The organism is Cryobacterium soli (genome assembly GCF_003611035.1).
Lineage (GTDB): Bacteria > Actinomycetota > Actinomycetes > Actinomycetales > Microbacteriaceae > Cryobacterium > Cryobacterium soli.
The window spans coordinates 2,400,996-2,417,195 of sequence record NZ_CP030033.1; the positions used below are offsets into that span (position 1 = coordinate 2,400,996).

A 16,200-nucleotide genomic window follows, 5' to 3' on the forward strand; every position below is an offset into this window, starting at 1 on the left:
TGAGCCGGGAGTTGAGAAAATGAAGCGCAGCACGCTGTTCCGCCGCTCGCCCGGCCCGCTCGAGACGAGCCGCACCGGCGACTTCGGCTATCTGCAGCCGGGCGAGGTCTATCTCGATGCCGCCTGCCAGAGCCTCCGGCCGCAGAGCGTCATCGACGCCCTCACCGACTACTACACGAGCTACAACGCCTGCGGCGGACGCGTGAAGTACGCCTGGGGACAGAAGGTTGACGCCCAGGTGGCCGACACCCGCAAGGCGGTCCTCGGCCTGCTTGGACTCTCGGCCAGGAACCACGCCGTCTCGTTCACGCTCAACACCACCTACGGCCTCAATCTGCTGTTGCAGCAGCTTCCGCTGGGGCGTTTCGACCGCGTCGTGACCAGCCACATCGAGCACAACTCGGTGTTCCTGCCCACCATCACGGCCGCCCGCCGGCTGGGCGTTGAACGCCTGGTGCTGGATCGCGCCGCCGACGGCGCCCTGATCTACGAGCCGGCGCAGCTCGAGAAGGCCGTCGTGGTCGTCAACGCGGCGTCCAACATCGACGGCCGGCAACTCACCAACCTCAGCGACCTGGTGCGCGACACCCACGCCCGCGGCGGCATCGTCATCGTCGACGCCGCGCAGGCCATGGGGCATGCGCGGGCGCTGCTGCAGAAGACCGACGCGGATGCACTCTGCTTCTCCGCACACAAGATGTACGGCGCGAGTCTCGGCGTCGTCGTGGCCCGGCACGAGCTGCTGGCCTCGCTCGAGCTCACCTTCGTGGGCGGCGGCATGGTGCAGGACGTGCGCGAAGAGGACTTCGACCTCGTGCAGGGTGACCCTGCGGCGCTGCTCGAACCGGGCCTGCAGGCGTGGGGCGAGATCATCGCGCTCGGCCGGGCGATCGAGTGGCTCGGCGGCATCCGCCCCGGCGGTCTCAACCCCGCCGAGCACATCAGCGGCCTCTCCACCCGACTCTTCGACGGTCTCGCCGCGGTCCCAGGGCTCACCCTGCTGAACGACGTGCCCAGCCCGGTGATCAGCGTCTACGCGCCTGCGCATGACTCGCACCGGCTCGCGGTGTTCCTCTCGCACTCCCAGATCATGGTGCGCAGCGGCTATTTCTGTGCGCACCACCACCTCAAGGAGCAGCTCGGCCTCCCGCCGCTGCTGCGGTTCTCCCTCGGCCTGCACTCGACGGAGGCGGACATCGACTCCGCCACCGGGGCCCTCACTCGGCTGATGAAAGGCCTCTCCTAAGTGTTCTGCATCGCGGCATTCATCATCCTGGTCATTATGGCCGCCTTCTCGGCGCGGTACCGGCGCTACGTCGGTAAGGCCTGGAACTGCACGTGGCGGAAGGTCACCTTCCGGCCCTGCGACACCACCTTCAAGCAGGACATCAAGGATCACCTGCTCGCCCCGGTCGCCGCTCGTCGGCCCGGCCTGGTGAAGCCGGCCAGCATCGGCCTGGAGATCCTCGCCGTGCTGGTTCTGCTCACCACCATCTGGTCTGGCTACACAGTGGTCAAGAGCGCCGTCAACCTCTACGTCTACGGCACCTGCAACAAGCAGGATTCGGCATCCTGCACGCTGGGCGCCGAAGCTTGCTCGATCCCCGACGAGACCCCCGGCTTCATGGAGTCACTGGGTGCGTTCGATGTGGTCGGCGCCTTCGGCAACGAGTTCGCCAGCCTCGGCGAGACCTTCGCGGCCATTCCGGCCCGCCTCCAGAACTGGACCTCAGAGGACTACCTGCCGGCCAACGCCACCTACCTCACCGAGGATGCCGCCAACCCGATCGCCGTCGAGGTCATCGACCCGGGCTGCACCTTCTGCAAGGCGCTCTTCGCGAACATCGAGGAGTCCGGCTTCGAGTCCACCCACAACCTCACCTACATCGCGTACCCGATCAAGGGCACCGACGGCTACAAGTTCCCCAACTCGCTGCTCGTGACGCAGTACCTCGAGGCCCTGCGGCTGCACCCGCTGGACGGCGCCGACACCCCTGTCGACTGGCAGATGCTCAAGCGCATCTTCACCGAGAAGACGGATGCCGGCCTGCCCTGGCAGGGTGCGATCAACTCCATGGATGCCAAGGAGGCCACCTCCACCCTGGTGGGCTGGCTCGACGAGTTCGGCCTGAGCGCCGACCAGATCGACGTGGTCGTGGCCGAGGCCGGCTCGGACAAGGTGACCGACATCATCGACGCCAACAAGACGCTCGTGGAAGAGAAGATCGCGACCATCAAGATTCCCACGATCATCTTCGACGGCCGGCGCCACGACGGCCTGGTCTCGGTCGACGGCCTGCGCTGACCCCCGGCCGCCGGTCGAGCGCAGCCGCTGGTCGAGCGCAGCCGCTGGTCGAGCGCAGCCGCTGGTCGAGCCTGCCAGCCCCCTGACCCGAACTCAAGACGCACGCTGCATCCGGTCGTCGACTCACGAGGTCCCGACAGGCTCGACCAACGCGCAGGGCGTCGTCGAGGTCGACTCGCGTTCGGGTCAGGGGGCTGGCAGGCGCGGCACGGCCGCGACGAGGCGCCGGGTGTAGTCCTCGCGGGGCGCGGTCAGGATGCTCGCGGTCGGCCCGGACTCCACCACCCGGCCCTGGTTGAGCACCACGGTCTGCTCGCACAGCGCCGCGATGGCGCTGAGGTCGTGCGAGACCATCAGGATGGCCAAGCCCGTGGAGGCCCGCAGCTCGGCGAGCAGGTCGATCACCTGGATGCGCGTGGTCACGTCGAGCGCACTCACCGGCTCGTCCGCGAGCAGCAGTCGCGGGTGGCACACGGTGGCCCTGGCGATGGCGATGCGCTGCCGTTGGCCGCCGGAGAACTCGTGCGGGTACCGGCCGAGCACATCGGCGGGCAGCCCCACCGCGGCGAGCGCCGCCGTCACCTGCGCCCGCGCCTTGTCACCGCGGGCCAGCCCGAGTGAGCGCAGCGGTTCGGCCACGATGCTCTCGATGTTCTGGCGGGGGTCCAGCGACGAATACGGGTCCTGGAACACGGTCTGCACGGCGGCCCGGAACCGCCGGATCGACGCCGGCGCGATCGGCTGCCCCTCGAAGAGCACCGACCCTGTGGTGGGCCGGGCCAGCGCGAGCATGAGCCGCACGATGGTGGACTTGCCGCTGCCCGATTCGCCGACCAGGCCCACACTCTGCCCTGCGGCCACGCCGATCGACACGTCGTCGAGGGCGAGCGCGCCCGCCCGGTACCGGTAGGAGACATTGCGCAGTTCCAGGATCATGCGCGCTCCCCCAGCATCTCGTCCAGCGACCGGGCGCTCCGCACGAGTTCGGCGGTGTACGGATGCTGCGGTGCCCGCAACAGGTCCCCGATCGCCCCGCGTTCCACGGCGCTGCCCGCCGACATGACAATGACGTCGGTGGTCATCGCCGAGACCACCGCGAGGTCGTGGCTGATGAACAGCAACGCCATGCCACGCGCCTCGACGAGGTCACCGAGGAGGCGCAGCACCTGCGACTGAACCGTCACATCCAGTGCCGTGGTCGGTTCGTCGGCGATGAGCAGCTGCGGGCGGCTGGCCAGGGCGATCGCGATGGCCGCCCGTTGCCGCTGACCGCCGGAGATCTCGTGCGGGTAGGCGCGGCTGAGGCGCCCGTCGTCGAGGCTCACCTCGGCGAGCGCCTCGGCGACGCCCGCGCGGAGGGCGCTGCCGGTCAGACCACGGTGCCTCCGGAGGGGTTCGGCCACCTGCCGGCCGATGCGCATCAACGGGTCGAGCGCGGTGAGCGGCTCCTGGAACACGACGGAGGCCACCCGGCCGCGAAGCGGGACGAGCGTGCGTTCAGCGGCTCCCACGACCTCTACCCCGTCCAGTCGAACACTGCCGCTGGCCGTGAGACCCGGGGCGAGCAGCCCGGTCACGGCCAGCGAGGTCACCGACTTGCCGGAGCCGGATTCGCCGATGAGCCCCAGGCGGGCGCCGGCGGCCAGGTCGAAGCTGAGGTCGTGCACGAGGACGCGGCCCGTGGAGGTGCGCACGCCGAGATTCGTCACAGAGAGCAGGGTCATCGGCTGTCCCGTCGGGAGGGGTCGGCGACGTCGCGCAGGCCGTCGGCGATGAAGTTGACGCCGATCACGAGCATGATCAGGGCGATGCCCGGAGCCACGGCGCCGAGCGGGGCGGTCACGACGGTTCCCTGGGCCTCCTGCAGCAGCCGGCCCCAGGAGGCGTTGGGCGGCGGGGCGCCGAGCCCCAGGTACGACAGACTGGCCTCGGCGAGCACCGCCACCCCGAACTGCAGGGCGAGGTTCACGCTCAGGGTCGGCCAGATGTTGGGCAGGATGTGCCGGAGCACGATGCCGGGCCAGCGGGTGCCCGAGGTGCGGGCCGCCGTGACGTACTGCTCGGCGAGCACCCGCTTGGTGAGCACCCGGGTGAGCCGGGCCACCACGGCCGACATCGCCAGGCCGATCGCGACGATCACGGAGACGAGCGAGGCGCCCTGCGCGGCCACGATGAGCATCGCCAGCAGCAGCACCGGGAAGGCGATCACCACGTCGAGAGCGGCCGAGATGGTGTCGTCGAGCCAGTCCGCCGCGAACGCGGCGAGCAGGCCGATCGTGACACCCAGCAGGGCGCCGACGGCGACGGCGCCCAGGCCCACCACCAGGGCGATGCGGGCGCCGATCATGAGCTGGGTCGCGAGATCCCGGCCGAGCTTGTCGGTGCCGAGCCAGTGCGCAGGGTTGGCGCCCTCCAGCCGGCTCCCGGTCGTGTCCGCCGGGGCGTACGGCAGCCAGACCAGGGAGAGCAGGGCGATCGCCACGACCACGCCCACGAGCACCAGCCCCACCCCGAGGGTCCAGGAACGACTCCGGCGCGGGGCGACGACGCTGGACTCGGCCAGCACGGGGGCGCTCATCGGTTACCCGAAATGCTCACGCGCAGGCGCGGGTCGACCAGTCGCTGCGCCACGTCACCGAGGAAGCCGATGACGAGCACCACGAGGGTGCTCACGAAGAGCACGCCCTGGATGTTCGGGTAGTCGTGCTGCTGGATCGCCTTGAGCAGCATGCTGCCCAGGCCCGGCAGGCTGAAGACGCTCTCCACCACCACGGCGCCGAGGAACGTCGTGGCCAGCTCGATGCCGAGGATCGCAATCACCGGCACGGCGCCGTTGCGCAGCCCGTGCCGCCAGAGCGCCTCACCGCGGCCGGAGCCCTGGGCGCGGGCCGAGCGCAGGTAGTCGCTGCCGAGCACGTCGAGCGTCGCCGACCGCACGTACCGGGTGAGCGAGGCGCTCATCACCACGGCCACCGTGATCACGGGCAGGGCCAGCGACCGCAGCGCATCGGCCGGATCGGCCCAGTCGTCCCGGGGGAACCCGCCGGAGGGTAGCCAGCGCAGGCCCACCGAGAACACGCTCACCAGCAAGATGCCCACCCAGAACACGGGCACGGCCACGCCGAGCTGCGAGATACCGGAGATGAGGATGCCGTACCAACGGTCGGCCCTGGTGGCGGCGACGAAGCCGGCCACCAGCGAGATCACCAGGGCCAGCGCGAAGGCCAGCAGGGTGAGCGGCACCGTGACCGCGAGGCGCGCCGAGATCTCCGGGCCCACGGGCAGCGAGCTGATGAACGACTCACCGAGGTCGAAGCGGGCGAGCTGGCCGAACCAGGTCGCGAACTGTTCGAGCACCGGGCGGTCGGCGCCCACCTGGGCCTGCGCGGCCGCGATCTGATCCGGCGTGGCGGTGACCGAGAGCAGAGCATTCGAGGGATCCCCCGGCAGCAGCCTCAGCAGCACGAAGATGGCCACCATGGCGATGACGAAAGACACCAGGAGGAAGGCGCTCCGGCGCAATAGGTAGGAAATCATGCGACCTCAAGGCTAGCCCCCGCGAAGGGGGCCAGCCGTGCCGGTTGGTACCGGTTAGTTCAGGGCGATGTCGTAGACGAAGAACTGCGAGTTGAGCCCGTTGACCGGGTATCCGCTCACATCGCTCGCCGCCACGACGATCTGCGGGTAGAGGTACAGCCAGACGCTCGCGGCATCCTGCGCGATCTGCTCATTGACGAGCTTGAGCTTGGCGGTCTGCTCATCCGTGGTGGTGGACGCCTCGGCCTCGGCGACCCACTGGGTCACCTGCGGGTTGTTGTAGCCCCAGTAGAAGTCGGGGTTGCCGTACCAGACCACGTCGCGGTCGTTGACGTGTTCCTGCAGCGTCGCGGTGAAGTCCTGGGCCTTGTAGACCTTGGTGTACCACTCGTCGGCGCTGATGGTGTTGATGTTCACGGTCACGCCGACCTTGGCCAGCTCGCTCTTGACGAACTCGGCGACCACGGGGTGCGGGTCGTAGCTGGGGGTGTCCAGGGTGAACTCGAAGCCGTCCGGCTGTCCGCCAGAGGCCAGCAGCTGCTTGGCCAGGTCGGGGTCGTAGGGGTTCACCTGCGTGAGGTCCTCGTACCAGGGGTCGGTCGGGGGCACCATCGAACCGATCAGGGTGCCGTAGTCACCCCAGATCGAGTTCAACAGCTTCTTGGTGTCGATGGCCGAGTAGAGCGCCTTCCGCACGTCCACGTTGTCGAACGGGGCGACGCGGTCGTTGAAGACCAGGATCTCCTTGGTGGTGGAGTCGCCGTCGCTGACGACGTAATCGGCATTGTCGGTGAACTGGCTGAGCGCGTCCGGGCTCTGCACGCTCGTGACGATGTCGACCTCGCCGGTGAGCAGCGCGTTGCTCAGCGCGGTGGCGTCGGTGAAGTAGTTGAACACCACCTCGCTGTTCGCGGCCGCATCTCCCCAGTAGCCGTCGAAACGGGTCAGGCTCAGCGAGCTGCCGCGCTTCCAGTCCCCCAGCGTGTACGGGCCGGTGCCGTCCTCGGTGCTCTCGAGGTCGGTGGCGTCGGCGTTGATGATCCAGACGTAGCTGAGGTTGTAGATGAAGGAGATCGAGCGCTCGGCGAGCGTCACGACCACCGTTGCATCATCCGGCGTCTCGATGCTCGTGATCGCGCCGAAGCTGCTCTTGCGCGCGGACTGCGAGTCGTCGGCGAGCACGGCGTCGATGCTGGCCTTCACGTCGGCGGAGGTGAGCGCCTTGCCCGAGTGGAAGGTCACGCCGTCCTGCAGCGTGAAGGTGTAGGTGAGGCCGTCGTCGCTCACGGTGTTGCTCGCGGCGAGCAGGGGCGCGACGCTGCCGTCGTCGGTGAGCTTGTAGAGGCCCTCATAGACGTTGCCGTTGAACGCCTCGGTGACGCCCTGGCCGCCGCCGCCGAAGTTGCTCAGGTTCTGCGGCTCGTAGAGCGATCCGATTTCGATCGTCGCGTCGCCGGCGGATGCGGTCGACGAGTCGGCGCCGCTGGCGCAGCCGGCCAGCAACAGGGTGGTTGCGAGGCCGAGCGCGACGAACGCGATGTTCTTTTTCATGGTGCTCCTGGGTGCTGTGTGCGGGGTGCTGTGTGCGGGGTGTGACGTGTGGGGAGGAGTTGCGGGCTTGGCGCCGGCAGATCGGGTTAGAGGGCGTAGATGTCGAAGTCGCCGCCGAAGACGACCTCGCGCTCGCCTGCCTCGATGGGCCCGGTGAAGCGGTTCTGCGCCGGCGGCAGCGGACAGTTGTACTGCACCGAGAAGCCGCAGGGCGGCACGAAGGCCCGGTTGAAGTCCAGCGTGACCGGTCCGGCGTCACCGAAGCCCAGACCGTCGGCCGTCTCGGGCCGGCGCACGAAGAGGAAGCGACCCGACGAGTACGTGGCGGTGTCGCCGGTCTGCCGGTTCGTCGCGTCGCCGAAGACCAGCAGCAGGGTGCCGTCGTCGTCGAAAGCGCTCAGCGAGTAGTCGACGCCGTCGCGGCTGAAGGTGATGTCGCCGGGCACCGGCAGCTGGCGGCTGCCGCCGTTGTCACGGATGTGCTCGAACGGGATCGTGCGTTCCGCCGCGACGGGCGTGAACTGCGCCTCGATCACCCAGTCGGGGTTGTAGTCGAAGGCCGTGATGGCATCGAAGGCCTGCACCGCGGGCGAGGCTGAGTCCCAGAGCCGAAGCCCGTGCTCCGGTTCACCGGTGTCGAGGTTCCGGCGGGTGAGGGCGGTCACGGTCACGGTGGCGGGCGCCTCGGCTGTGGCCAGGGCGAAAGCCTCGGCGGGGTCGGCTCCGGCGGGCAGCCAGCGGGTTTCGATGAGCGCGAGATTGCCCGTCGCGGCGGTCACGGCGCGGCGCCTGGCCGCATGCCAGCGCAGCAGGGCGGCGAGGAGGGCTTCGCTGTTCGGGGCGGCTGAGGAGGGCACGGTCATGGCAATCTCATTTTCTGGTAGCGCGGGCGGCGGGGCACAATCGTGTGTCGCCGCATGACTGGTGAAAGTCGCAAACGGTGCCGGAATATTCCGAATCGGTTGCTGACCGGCCCACCCACCGGCCTGCCGCGCCGCTTGCGCTCCCCGGCACGATGACGCACAGTGCTTCCAGACGGGACACCGGCGCCCGTCCACAGCTGTGAAGGGGCACCGAGTGAACGAGTGGCGCATCCGGGACTTCCACGCCGACGACCTGGACGGCATCCTTCGGCTGTGGGAGGAGATCAGCGCCGCCCGCACCGATCACGTGTATGCGTTGTCCGAGGTGCTCGCCTCCTGCCAGAAGGACGACGCCGTGGTGGCGGTGCACGGCGACGAAGTGGTCGGCGCCGCGGTGGGCCGGGCCGCCCACGCCCAGGGCTGGATCGTGTTCCTCGCCACGACCGGGCCATGGCAGAGCCGTGGGATCGGCTCGGCCCTGCTGGCCGCCCTGGAACAACGGATGGCGCCGCACGGCCTCACCAAGCTCTCGGCACTGATGCCGGAGACCGCCACCAGGGTCGACGCGTTCCTCAACCGCGGCTTCGAGGTGAAGAGTCACCTCAGTTACTTCGAGCGCCGCATTCCGGTGCAGGGCCAGGAGCTCAGGGCTTTGGCCGATCTGGGCGGGCGCCTCCTGCCGCGGGACCTGTGGGCGGGCGTTGGCGGCATGGTGCGGGAGAAGGAGCTGCTCGAGCGGCGCCTGGTGATGCCGCTGGCCAGACCAGAGATGGCCGACCGGTACGGCGTCATGCCGCCCAAGGCCGTGGTGCTGTTCGGCCCGCCCGGCACCGGCAAGACCACCTTCGCCAAGGCCATCGCCTCCCGGCTGGACTGGCCGTTCGTCGAGGTCTTCCCCTCCAGGCTGGCCACCGACCCGCAGGGGCTCGCCGGGGCGTTGCGCGAGACGTTCCACCGGATCGGCGAGCTCGACCACGTCGTGGTCTTCATCGACGAGGTCGAGGAGATCGCCGCCAAGCGCGGCGGCGAACCGCCCTCCCCGCTGCAGGGCGTGACCAACGAGCTGCTCAAGCTCATCCCCGCCTTCCGGGAACAGTCCGGGCGGTTGCTGGTCTGCGCCACCAACTTCATCCGCACCCTCGACTCGGCGTTCCTGCGGCACGGCCGGTTCGACTACGTCGTGCCGATCGGGCTGCCGGATGCCGCCGCCCGGCAGGCCATCTGGGAACGGTACATCCCGGCCGCGGTCGCCGGCACTGTCGACCTGTCGGCGTTGGTGGCGGCCAGCGACGGTTTCTCGCCGGCCGACATCGAGTACGCCGCCCGCCGGGCGTCGCAGCAGGCGCTCGAGGAGGCCTTGTCCCGCGGTGTGGCCGAGTCGGCGCCGGGCGGGCCAGGCACGGCGGACTACCTGGCCGCCATCCTCGGCACCCGCATGACGGTGTCGGCGCAGGTCGCGGCCGAGTTCCTCGAGGACATCGAGCGGCTCGCGCGGCTCTGATTCCCGGCTAGCCCGCGGTCGCGGAGCCGGCCGACTCCTGCACGAACTCGGCGAGGGTGGCCTCGAGGGTGGCGTACGCCCAGTGGTAGGCGGCATCCTCGTCGCCGGCGACGATGGCGGCGGCCAGGTCGTTGTGCCGGTGCGCGGATGCCGGGGTGTACTCGGTGATCGTGAACCGTTTCTCCTGCTCCCTGGTGCGCAGCAGCGCCGCCACGGTACCCGCGAAGTGCCCCATCACCGCGTTGCCGGAGCCCTGCAGGATCAGGGTGTGGAACTCCACGTCGGCCTCGAGGTACCGCCGGCCGTCCTGGGCCGTGTCGGCCTCCACCATCACGGCGGCGGCCAGGGAGATGGCGGCGCGTTCTGCGGGCGTCATCAGCCGGGCGCTCAGCCGGGCGGCCACCGGTTCGATGCCCAGCCGCAGTTCGAGCATCTCGCGCATCTGGGCGAAGTAGTCGCCCTGGCCGCGCCACTGGATGATCTGCGGGTTGAAGAGGTCCCACCGGTCGCGCGTCAGCACCTGGGTACCCACGCGTTGGCGCGGCTCCACCATCCCCACCGACTGCAACACCCGCAGCGCCTCCCGCAGCACCGACCGGGACACCGTGAATCGTTCGCTCAGCCGGTCCAGGTTGAGGATGTCGCCGGGAGCATGCACCCCGTCGACGATCTCCTGGCCGAGGGCGTTCACCACCTGGGCGTGCAAGCCCCGGTCCCGCCACGTTTCGGCGCCCACTGCAGCCATCCGTCACACCTCTACTCACTCGGGACGAGCCGAAGCCGCACCGATTCTTCACCGGCCGCGTCATCGCAGCCTGCCGGAAACGCCCTTGACCACGTCGCCACCGTTGTGTAACACTTCATAAATCAGATTAATCAGATTAATCAGATCACGTGTTTCTCCTTTCACTATGCCGCATCACGCGCCGTGACAGGACCCACGTGCTCAGCACATGACGAAGGGGTCGCAGGGACGCGGCCTCGGAACGGATTTCGAGATGAATGTGACCCGTGCGATTCAGGCGGTCGAACCGGTGGTTCCGGCCGGGAGTACCACCCAGCTCATCCTGGCGGCGGTGATCGGCGTCGCTGTGATCATCGTGCTGATCACCTGGCTCAAGGTGCACCCCTTCCTGGCCCTGTCCATCGGCGCCGTCGGTGTGGGCGTCGGTGCGGGCATGGCCCCGAACGCCGCGGTCACCAGCTTCGGCGCCGGCTTCGGTGCCACCATGGCCGGGGTGGGTGTGCTCGTGGGCTTCGGCGCCATGTTCGGCAAGCTGCTGGCCGACTCCGGTGGAGCCGACCGCATCGTCGACGCCCTGGTGACCCGGTCGAGCGTGCGCACGCTGCCGTGGACCATGGCGCTCATCGGCGGACTGATCGGGCTGCCGATGTTCTTCGAGGTCGGCCTGGTGCTCCTCATCCCCGTGATCATCCTCGTCGCGCGCCGCAGCGGCCAGTCGCTCATCCGCATCGCGATCCCGGCGCTGGCCGGCCTGTCGGTCATGCACGGCCTCGTACCGCCGCATCCAGGGCCCCTCGTCGCCGTCACCACCCTGAACGCCAACCTCGGCCTCACCCTGGCCATCGGCGTGCTCATCGCCATCCCCACCGTCATCATCTCCGGCCCGCTGTTCAGCAAGTTCGCGGCCCGCTGGGTCAAGGTGCCGGTGCCCGAGATGTTCATCACCGCAGCCGACCAGGGCCTCGATGAGAACGTCAAGCGCCCCGGCTTCCTCGCCACGATCTCGGGAATCCTGCTGCCCGTCGTACTGATGTTGGCCCGCTCGATCGCCGACGCCATCAACCCCGGCTCCACCGACCCGCTCAACTCCGCCCTGGACTTCCTCGGCACCCCGATGATCGCCCTCGGCATCGCCGTGATCTACGCCATGATCGTCTACGGCCGCGGCGGCGGCATGGACCGCGCGGCCGTCTCGAAGTCGCTCGCCGACTCGCTTCCCCCGATCGCCGGCATCCTGCTCATCGTCGGCGCCGGCGGTGGCTTCAAGCAGGTACTCATCGACACCGGCATCGGAACCGTCATCGCCGACGCAGTGAACGGCTCGAGCATCTCGGTGCTGATCCTGGCCTGGGTCGTCGCCGCACTCGTGCGCGTCGCCACGGGTTCGGCCACCGTCGCCACGGTGACCGCCGCCGGCATCCTCGCGCCGGTCGCCGCCAGCCTCGGTGCCACGGATGTGTCACTCATGGTTCTGGCCATCGGCGCCGGTTCGCTCTTCCTCTCCCACGTCAACGACGCGGGCTTCTGGCTGGTCAAGGAGTACCTGGGCACGAGCGTGCCGCAGACCCTGAAGACCTGGACCGTCATGGAATGCCTCATCTCCGTGACCGGCCTTGCCGGTGTCCTCCTCCTGAACATTGTGATCTAGCCATGTATGACAATCAGCAGCCCGTGCTCGTGATCATGGGCATCTCCGGCTCCGGCAAGTCCACCGTCGCCGGCATCCTCGCCGGCCAGCTCGGCTGGGACCTCGAGGAAGGCGATGACCTGCACCCCCAGGAGAACATCGACAAGATGTCCTCCGGCGAGCCGCTCAACGACGAGGACCGCGCCCCGTGGCTCGACACGATCTCGTCGTGGATCATCGAGCACACCATGGCGGGCGTGCCCGGCATCATCACCTGCTCGGCGCTCAAGCGTCGCTACCGGGACGTGCTGCGGGAGCACAACGTGATCTTCGTGCACCTGACCGGATCGAAAGACCTGATCGGACGACGCCTGGCCACCCGGCACGACCACTACATGCCCACCTCGCTGCTCGACTCGCAGGTGGCCACGCTCGAGGTGCCGGGCCCGGACGAGAACGCGATCACCATTGACGCGGGCCGCAAGCCCGCCGAGGAGGCCGCCGAGATCGTCCGCCGCCTGGGCCTGACGCCCAGCCCCGGCTCTTCGAGCTTCGGCGCCCGCGACCCCGGCCAGTCCTCGGTCGTGCGCCCCGCGGTCTAACGCGAGCGCCCTCCCTCCCGCATCTGGTCCCGCTGCGGACAATTGCGCCCGGTACGCCGGGCGCAATCGTCCGTTTCGGGAACAGTTTGCGCGTGAAGTGAGCGCCGGCCGGGCGGCAGCGGATGCGCGGCAGTAGAGCGCAGCGTCAGAGGTGCGGCGGCTCGGGTCAGGCCAGCGCGGGATGCCCGGCCGGCAGCGAGTGGCGCTGGCCGGCGGCGTGGAGCTTGAGGTTCTTCGCCTCCCAGTCGCCCAGCGCCTGGCGCACCGGACCCAGCGCCCGGGTCTCGGGGCAGGCGGCGACCGACGTGCCGCATCCGCAGTGCTGTGGGTCGGCGGGGTTCACGGTATGCAGCCGGTCGATCTGCCAGAGCACGGCCATCGCGGCATCCGTGCGGCGCTGGCCCAGCTCGGCCTTGCGCTCGGCGCGCTTGAGCACCTCGGTCTCGAGCAGGCCGCGTAGCCCGGCGTCGGGGCCGCGGTCGAAGCGACCGGCCACGATGCCGGTGAGGTCGGCCACCTGCGCGGCGAGCGCGGCGATCTCGGCATCACGTTCGGCGATCGTGGCGGTGCTGGTGGCCTCGAGCTCGTGCAGGGTCTCCTGTTGGGCGGCGAACTGCCCGAGCCAGAGCTTGATGTGGTCGGCGTCGCGCTGCTCGGCCTTCTCGGCGCCGAGGTGGCGCAGGCAGTGGCCGCACACCACCTGATCGGTCGCCGAGGTGAAATGGAACGGCTGCAGCGACTGGCAGCAGAAGCACTGCGCCAGCACATTCACATACAGCGGGTACGAGTGGGCCACAGGGTCTCCAGGGTCGAGGTGCTGTCTCCGAGCCTAGCCGGGCGCCCCTTCGCCCGATTCGCGAGAGCGGCGAAATGGTCACCACAGCACAACGAGGCAACCGTATGACCGCTCTCGCGAAACCACCCCACCTGTTCGCGGAGCCGCTCCGCTCGCGAGAGCGGCGAAACGGTCACCACAGCACAACGAGGCAACCGTATGACCGCTCTCGCGAAACCACCCCACCTGTTCGCGGAGCCGCTCCGCTCGCGAGAGCGGCGAAATGGTCACCACAGCACAACGAGGCAACCGTATGACCGCTCTCACGGACCGTGGTGCCGCTCCCGGCCGCCGGGCGCCCGGCACGGCTCAGTGCAGGCCGGCCCGCTGCGCCAGCCCGCGCACGAAGGCGGCCTGGCCGGCGTGCTCCAGGTCGTCGCCGATCACGCTGACCAGCCGCACGGCCACGGTCACCGGTGGCGTCCAGCGGGTGTCGACCACGCGGCCGAAGTCGTCTTCGCGCAGGGTGCCCAGGTAGGCGATGGTGCGCTCGTGCACGGCATCGAAGTAGCCGCGCAGCAGGTCGGAGCCCGCCCGCACGGCCGCGACCTCGCCCGCGCTCTGGCGGTACCCGGTCGCACCGACAGCGAAGGGCAGGTCGAAGCGCTTCTGCCAGCCGGCGGTCGTCCAGAGCTGGGGCTCGCCCATGAGGTCGGCGACGTGGTCGTCCTGCACCCGGGTGAGGTGCCAGACCAGCCAGGCGATGGTGTTCGCCTCGGGGTCCGCACGGAACTCGAGCAGATCGGACCCGGCGCCCAAGAGCACGGCATGCACCGCCTCCTGCACCCGGCCGAAGGCATCCGTCATCAGATCGGTCGACAGCATTCGGTACCTCCAGTGGATTGAGGCCCACCCTAGTCCGACGAGGTCTGATCTGAGCTGCGCGGGCACAGCGCCGGTACGCGGGTGGCACGCCACGCGCGCATCGGCGCCCCTCCCGCGCGTCCGACACCGGGTGCACCCGGCCAGCATGGGCGCCACTGTCTCGTATACGAGACACCAACCGGGTGAAAGCCGCTGCGCCGGGCCACGCGCAGGAGTCAGATAGGAGCATGCACACCGTCGACACTGTCCTGCCCGCCGCCAGCACCGCTCCTGCGCCCGTCACCGTGGGCACCGGCCCGGTCTCGGTGGCGGATGTCGTGGCCGTCGCCCGCCACGACGCCCCCGTGCGTATCGGCGACGATGCCCGCGCCGCCGTGGCCGCCAGCCGCGCCACCATCGAGATCCTCGCCACCGACGTGCAACCGCACTACGGCATCTCCACCGGGTTCGGCGCCCTGGCCACGACCTTCATCACCGCGGCCGACCGAACCCGGCTGCAGCAGAGCCTGGTGCGCTCGCACGCGGCCGGCTCCGGCGCCGAGGTGGAGCGGGAGACCGTGCGCGCGCTCATGTTGCTGCGCCTGTCGACCCTGCTCACCGGGCGCACGGGCATCCGCCTGTCGACGGCCGAGGCCTACGCGGGCCTGCTCAACGCCGGCATCACCCCGATCGTGCGCGAGTACGGTTCGCTCGGTTGCTCGGGCGACCTGGCCCCGCTGGCGCACTGCGCCCTGGCGCTGATGGGCGAGGGCACCGTGCGCGACCGTGCCGGCATCCAGCTGCCCGCCGCCGACGCCCTCGCCGCGGCCGGCCTCGAGCCCGTGCTGCTGGCCGAGAAGGAGGGTCTGGCCCTCATCAACGGCACCGACGGCATGCTCGGCCAGCTCAGCCTGGCCCTGCACGACCTGCACACCCTGCTCAGCACCGCCGATGTGGCCGCCGCCATGAGCATCGAGGCGTTGCTCGGCACGGATGCCGTCTTCGCCGCCGACCTCGCCGGCCTCCGCCCGCAGCTGGGCCAGCAGGCTGCCGCCACGAACCTGCGCCACTTGCTCGCCGGCTCCCCCATCGTGGCGAGCCACAAGGGACCGGAGTGCACCCGCGTGCAGGACGCCTATTCGCTGCGCTGCGCCCCGCAGGTGCACGGCGCCGCCCGCGACACGATCGAGCACGCCGAACGCATCGCCGACCGCGAACTGGCCAGCGCCATCGACAACCCCGTCGTCACGGTCGACGGCCGGGTCGAGTCCAACGGCAATTTCCACGGCGCCCCGGTCGCGTACGTGCTCGACTTCCTCGCCATCGCCGTGGCCGACGTGGCCAGCATGTCCGAGCGCCGCACCGACCGGATGCTCGACCCGGCCCGCAGCAACGGCCTGCCCGCTTTTCTCGCCCACGACGTGGGGGTCGACTCCGGCCTGATGATCGCCCAGTACACCGCTGCGGGCATCGTCTCCGAGCTCAAGCGCCTCGCGGTGCCGGCCTCGGTCGACTCGATCCCGTCCTCAGCCATGCAGGAGGACCACGTGTCGATGGGCTGGCACGCCGCGCGCAAGCTGCGCACCGGCATCGACGGGCTGGCCCGGGTGCTCGGCATCGAGGTGATGACCGCGAGCCGTGCCCTCGACCTGCGCGCACCCCTGACGCCCGGCCCCGCCACCGGCGCCGTGGTCGCCGAGGTGCGCCGCGAGGTCGCCGGCCCCGGACCGGACCGGTTCCTCTCCCCCGACATCGAGTCCGTCGCCTCCTCCGTGCGGAGCGGCGCCGTGCTCGCCGCCGCGCAGAGCGTCACCGGCGCGCTGTACTGAC

At 69.8% G+C, this 16,200-nt stretch carries 15 protein-coding genes; 6 read left to right on the plus strand and 9 right to left on the minus strand.

What is annotated here, in order from left to right:
- The first annotated feature begins 19 nt into the window (after positions 1 to 19).
- Both DOE79_RS11030 and DOE79_RS11035 read left to right on the plus strand, forming a co-directional pair.
- A complete protein-coding gene (locus DOE79_RS11030; protein WP_120338527.1) occupies positions 20 to 1,246 on the plus strand; it encodes an aminotransferase class V-fold PLP-dependent enzyme in 1,227 nt (408 codons plus the stop codon).
- A 36-nt stretch (positions 1,247 to 1,282) separates the two neighbouring features.
- Entirely contained in the window at positions 1,283 to 2,305 is a 1,023-nt protein-coding gene (locus tag DOE79_RS11035) for a DsbA family protein (protein WP_162942713.1), read from the plus strand.
- A gap of 186 nt (positions 2,306 to 2,491) precedes the next feature.
- Here the strand turns inward: DOE79_RS11035 and DOE79_RS11040 are convergent, their stop codons facing one another.
- The 6 genes from DOE79_RS11040 to DOE79_RS11065 form a co-directional block, all read right to left on the minus strand.
- Complete coding sequence (locus DOE79_RS11040) at positions 2,492 to 3,241, minus strand: ABC transporter ATP-binding protein (protein ID WP_120338529.1); 750 nt, start codon at positions 3,239 to 3,241, stop codon at positions 2,492 to 2,494.
- Positions 3,238 to 4,029, minus strand: a complete 792-nt coding sequence (locus DOE79_RS11045) for an ABC transporter ATP-binding protein (protein WP_120338530.1) — start codon at positions 4,027 to 4,029, stop codon at positions 3,238 to 3,240. The genes DOE79_RS11040 and DOE79_RS11045 overlap by 4 nt, the downstream gene beginning before the upstream one ends.
- Positions 4,026 to 4,883, minus strand: coding sequence for an ABC transporter permease (locus DOE79_RS11050; RefSeq protein ID WP_120338531.1), 858 nt, complete (start codon positions 4,881 to 4,883; stop codon positions 4,026 to 4,028). Before DOE79_RS11050 ends, DOE79_RS11045 begins: the two co-directional genes overlap by 4 nt.
- A complete protein-coding gene (locus DOE79_RS11055) occupies positions 4,880 to 5,842 on the minus strand; it encodes an ABC transporter permease (protein WP_120338532.1) in 963 nt (320 codons plus the stop codon). The genes DOE79_RS11050 and DOE79_RS11055 overlap by 4 nt, the downstream gene beginning before the upstream one ends.
- 54 nt (positions 5,843 to 5,896) lie before the next feature.
- Positions 5,897 to 7,393 carry an ABC transporter substrate-binding protein gene (locus tag DOE79_RS11060; protein ID WP_120338533.1) on the minus strand — a complete coding sequence of 499 codons (1,497 nt, stop codon included), beginning with the start codon at positions 7,391 to 7,393 and terminating at the stop codon, positions 5,897 to 5,899.
- Between the two features lie 86 nt (positions 7,394 to 7,479).
- Positions 7,480 to 8,256 (minus strand): DUF1684 domain-containing protein, encoded by a 777-nt coding sequence (locus DOE79_RS11065; protein WP_120338534.1) that lies wholly within the window; start codon positions 8,254 to 8,256, stop codon positions 7,480 to 7,482.
- 214 nt (positions 8,257 to 8,470) lie between these two features.
- Between DOE79_RS11065 and DOE79_RS11070 the strand changes: the two genes are divergently transcribed.
- Entirely contained in the window at positions 8,471 to 9,757 is a 1,287-nt protein-coding gene (locus DOE79_RS11070) for an ATP-binding protein (protein ID WP_120338535.1), read from the plus strand.
- Positions 9,758 to 9,764: 7 nt separating this feature from the next.
- Here DOE79_RS11070 and DOE79_RS11075 read toward each other — a convergent pair whose 3' ends face one another.
- Complete coding sequence (locus DOE79_RS11075; protein WP_120338536.1) at positions 9,765 to 10,502, minus strand: FadR/GntR family transcriptional regulator; 738 nt, start codon at positions 10,500 to 10,502, stop codon at positions 9,765 to 9,767.
- 253 nt (positions 10,503 to 10,755) lie between these two features.
- Here DOE79_RS11075 and DOE79_RS11080 point away from each other — a divergent pair, with 253 nt between their 5' ends.
- Positions 10,756 to 12,150, plus strand: a complete 1,395-nt coding sequence (locus tag DOE79_RS11080) for a GntP family permease (protein WP_120340293.1) — start codon at positions 10,756 to 10,758, stop codon at positions 12,148 to 12,150.
- 2 nt (positions 12,151 to 12,152) lie between these two features.
- Positions 12,153 to 12,731 (plus strand): gluconokinase, encoded by a 579-nt coding sequence (locus DOE79_RS11085; RefSeq protein WP_120338537.1) that lies wholly within the window; start codon positions 12,153 to 12,155, stop codon positions 12,729 to 12,731.
- Between the two features lie 166 nt (positions 12,732 to 12,897).
- Here the strand turns inward: DOE79_RS11085 and DOE79_RS11090 are convergent, their stop codons facing one another.
- Both DOE79_RS11090 and DOE79_RS11095 read right to left on the minus strand, forming a co-directional pair.
- A complete protein-coding gene (locus DOE79_RS11090) occupies positions 12,898 to 13,527 on the minus strand; it encodes a hypothetical protein (protein WP_120338538.1) in 630 nt (209 codons plus the stop codon).
- 348 nt (positions 13,528 to 13,875) lie between these two features.
- A complete protein-coding gene (locus DOE79_RS11095; protein WP_120338539.1) occupies positions 13,876 to 14,391 on the minus strand; it encodes a mycothiol transferase in 516 nt (171 codons plus the stop codon).
- A 227-nt stretch (positions 14,392 to 14,618) separates the two neighbouring features.
- On the opposite strand from DOE79_RS11095, the gene hutH reads away from it, so the two are divergent.
- A complete protein-coding gene (gene hutH, locus DOE79_RS11100) occupies positions 14,619 to 16,199 on the plus strand; it encodes a histidine ammonia-lyase (protein WP_120338540.1) in 1,581 nt (526 codons plus the stop codon).
- Position 16,200: the final 1 nt, after the last annotated feature.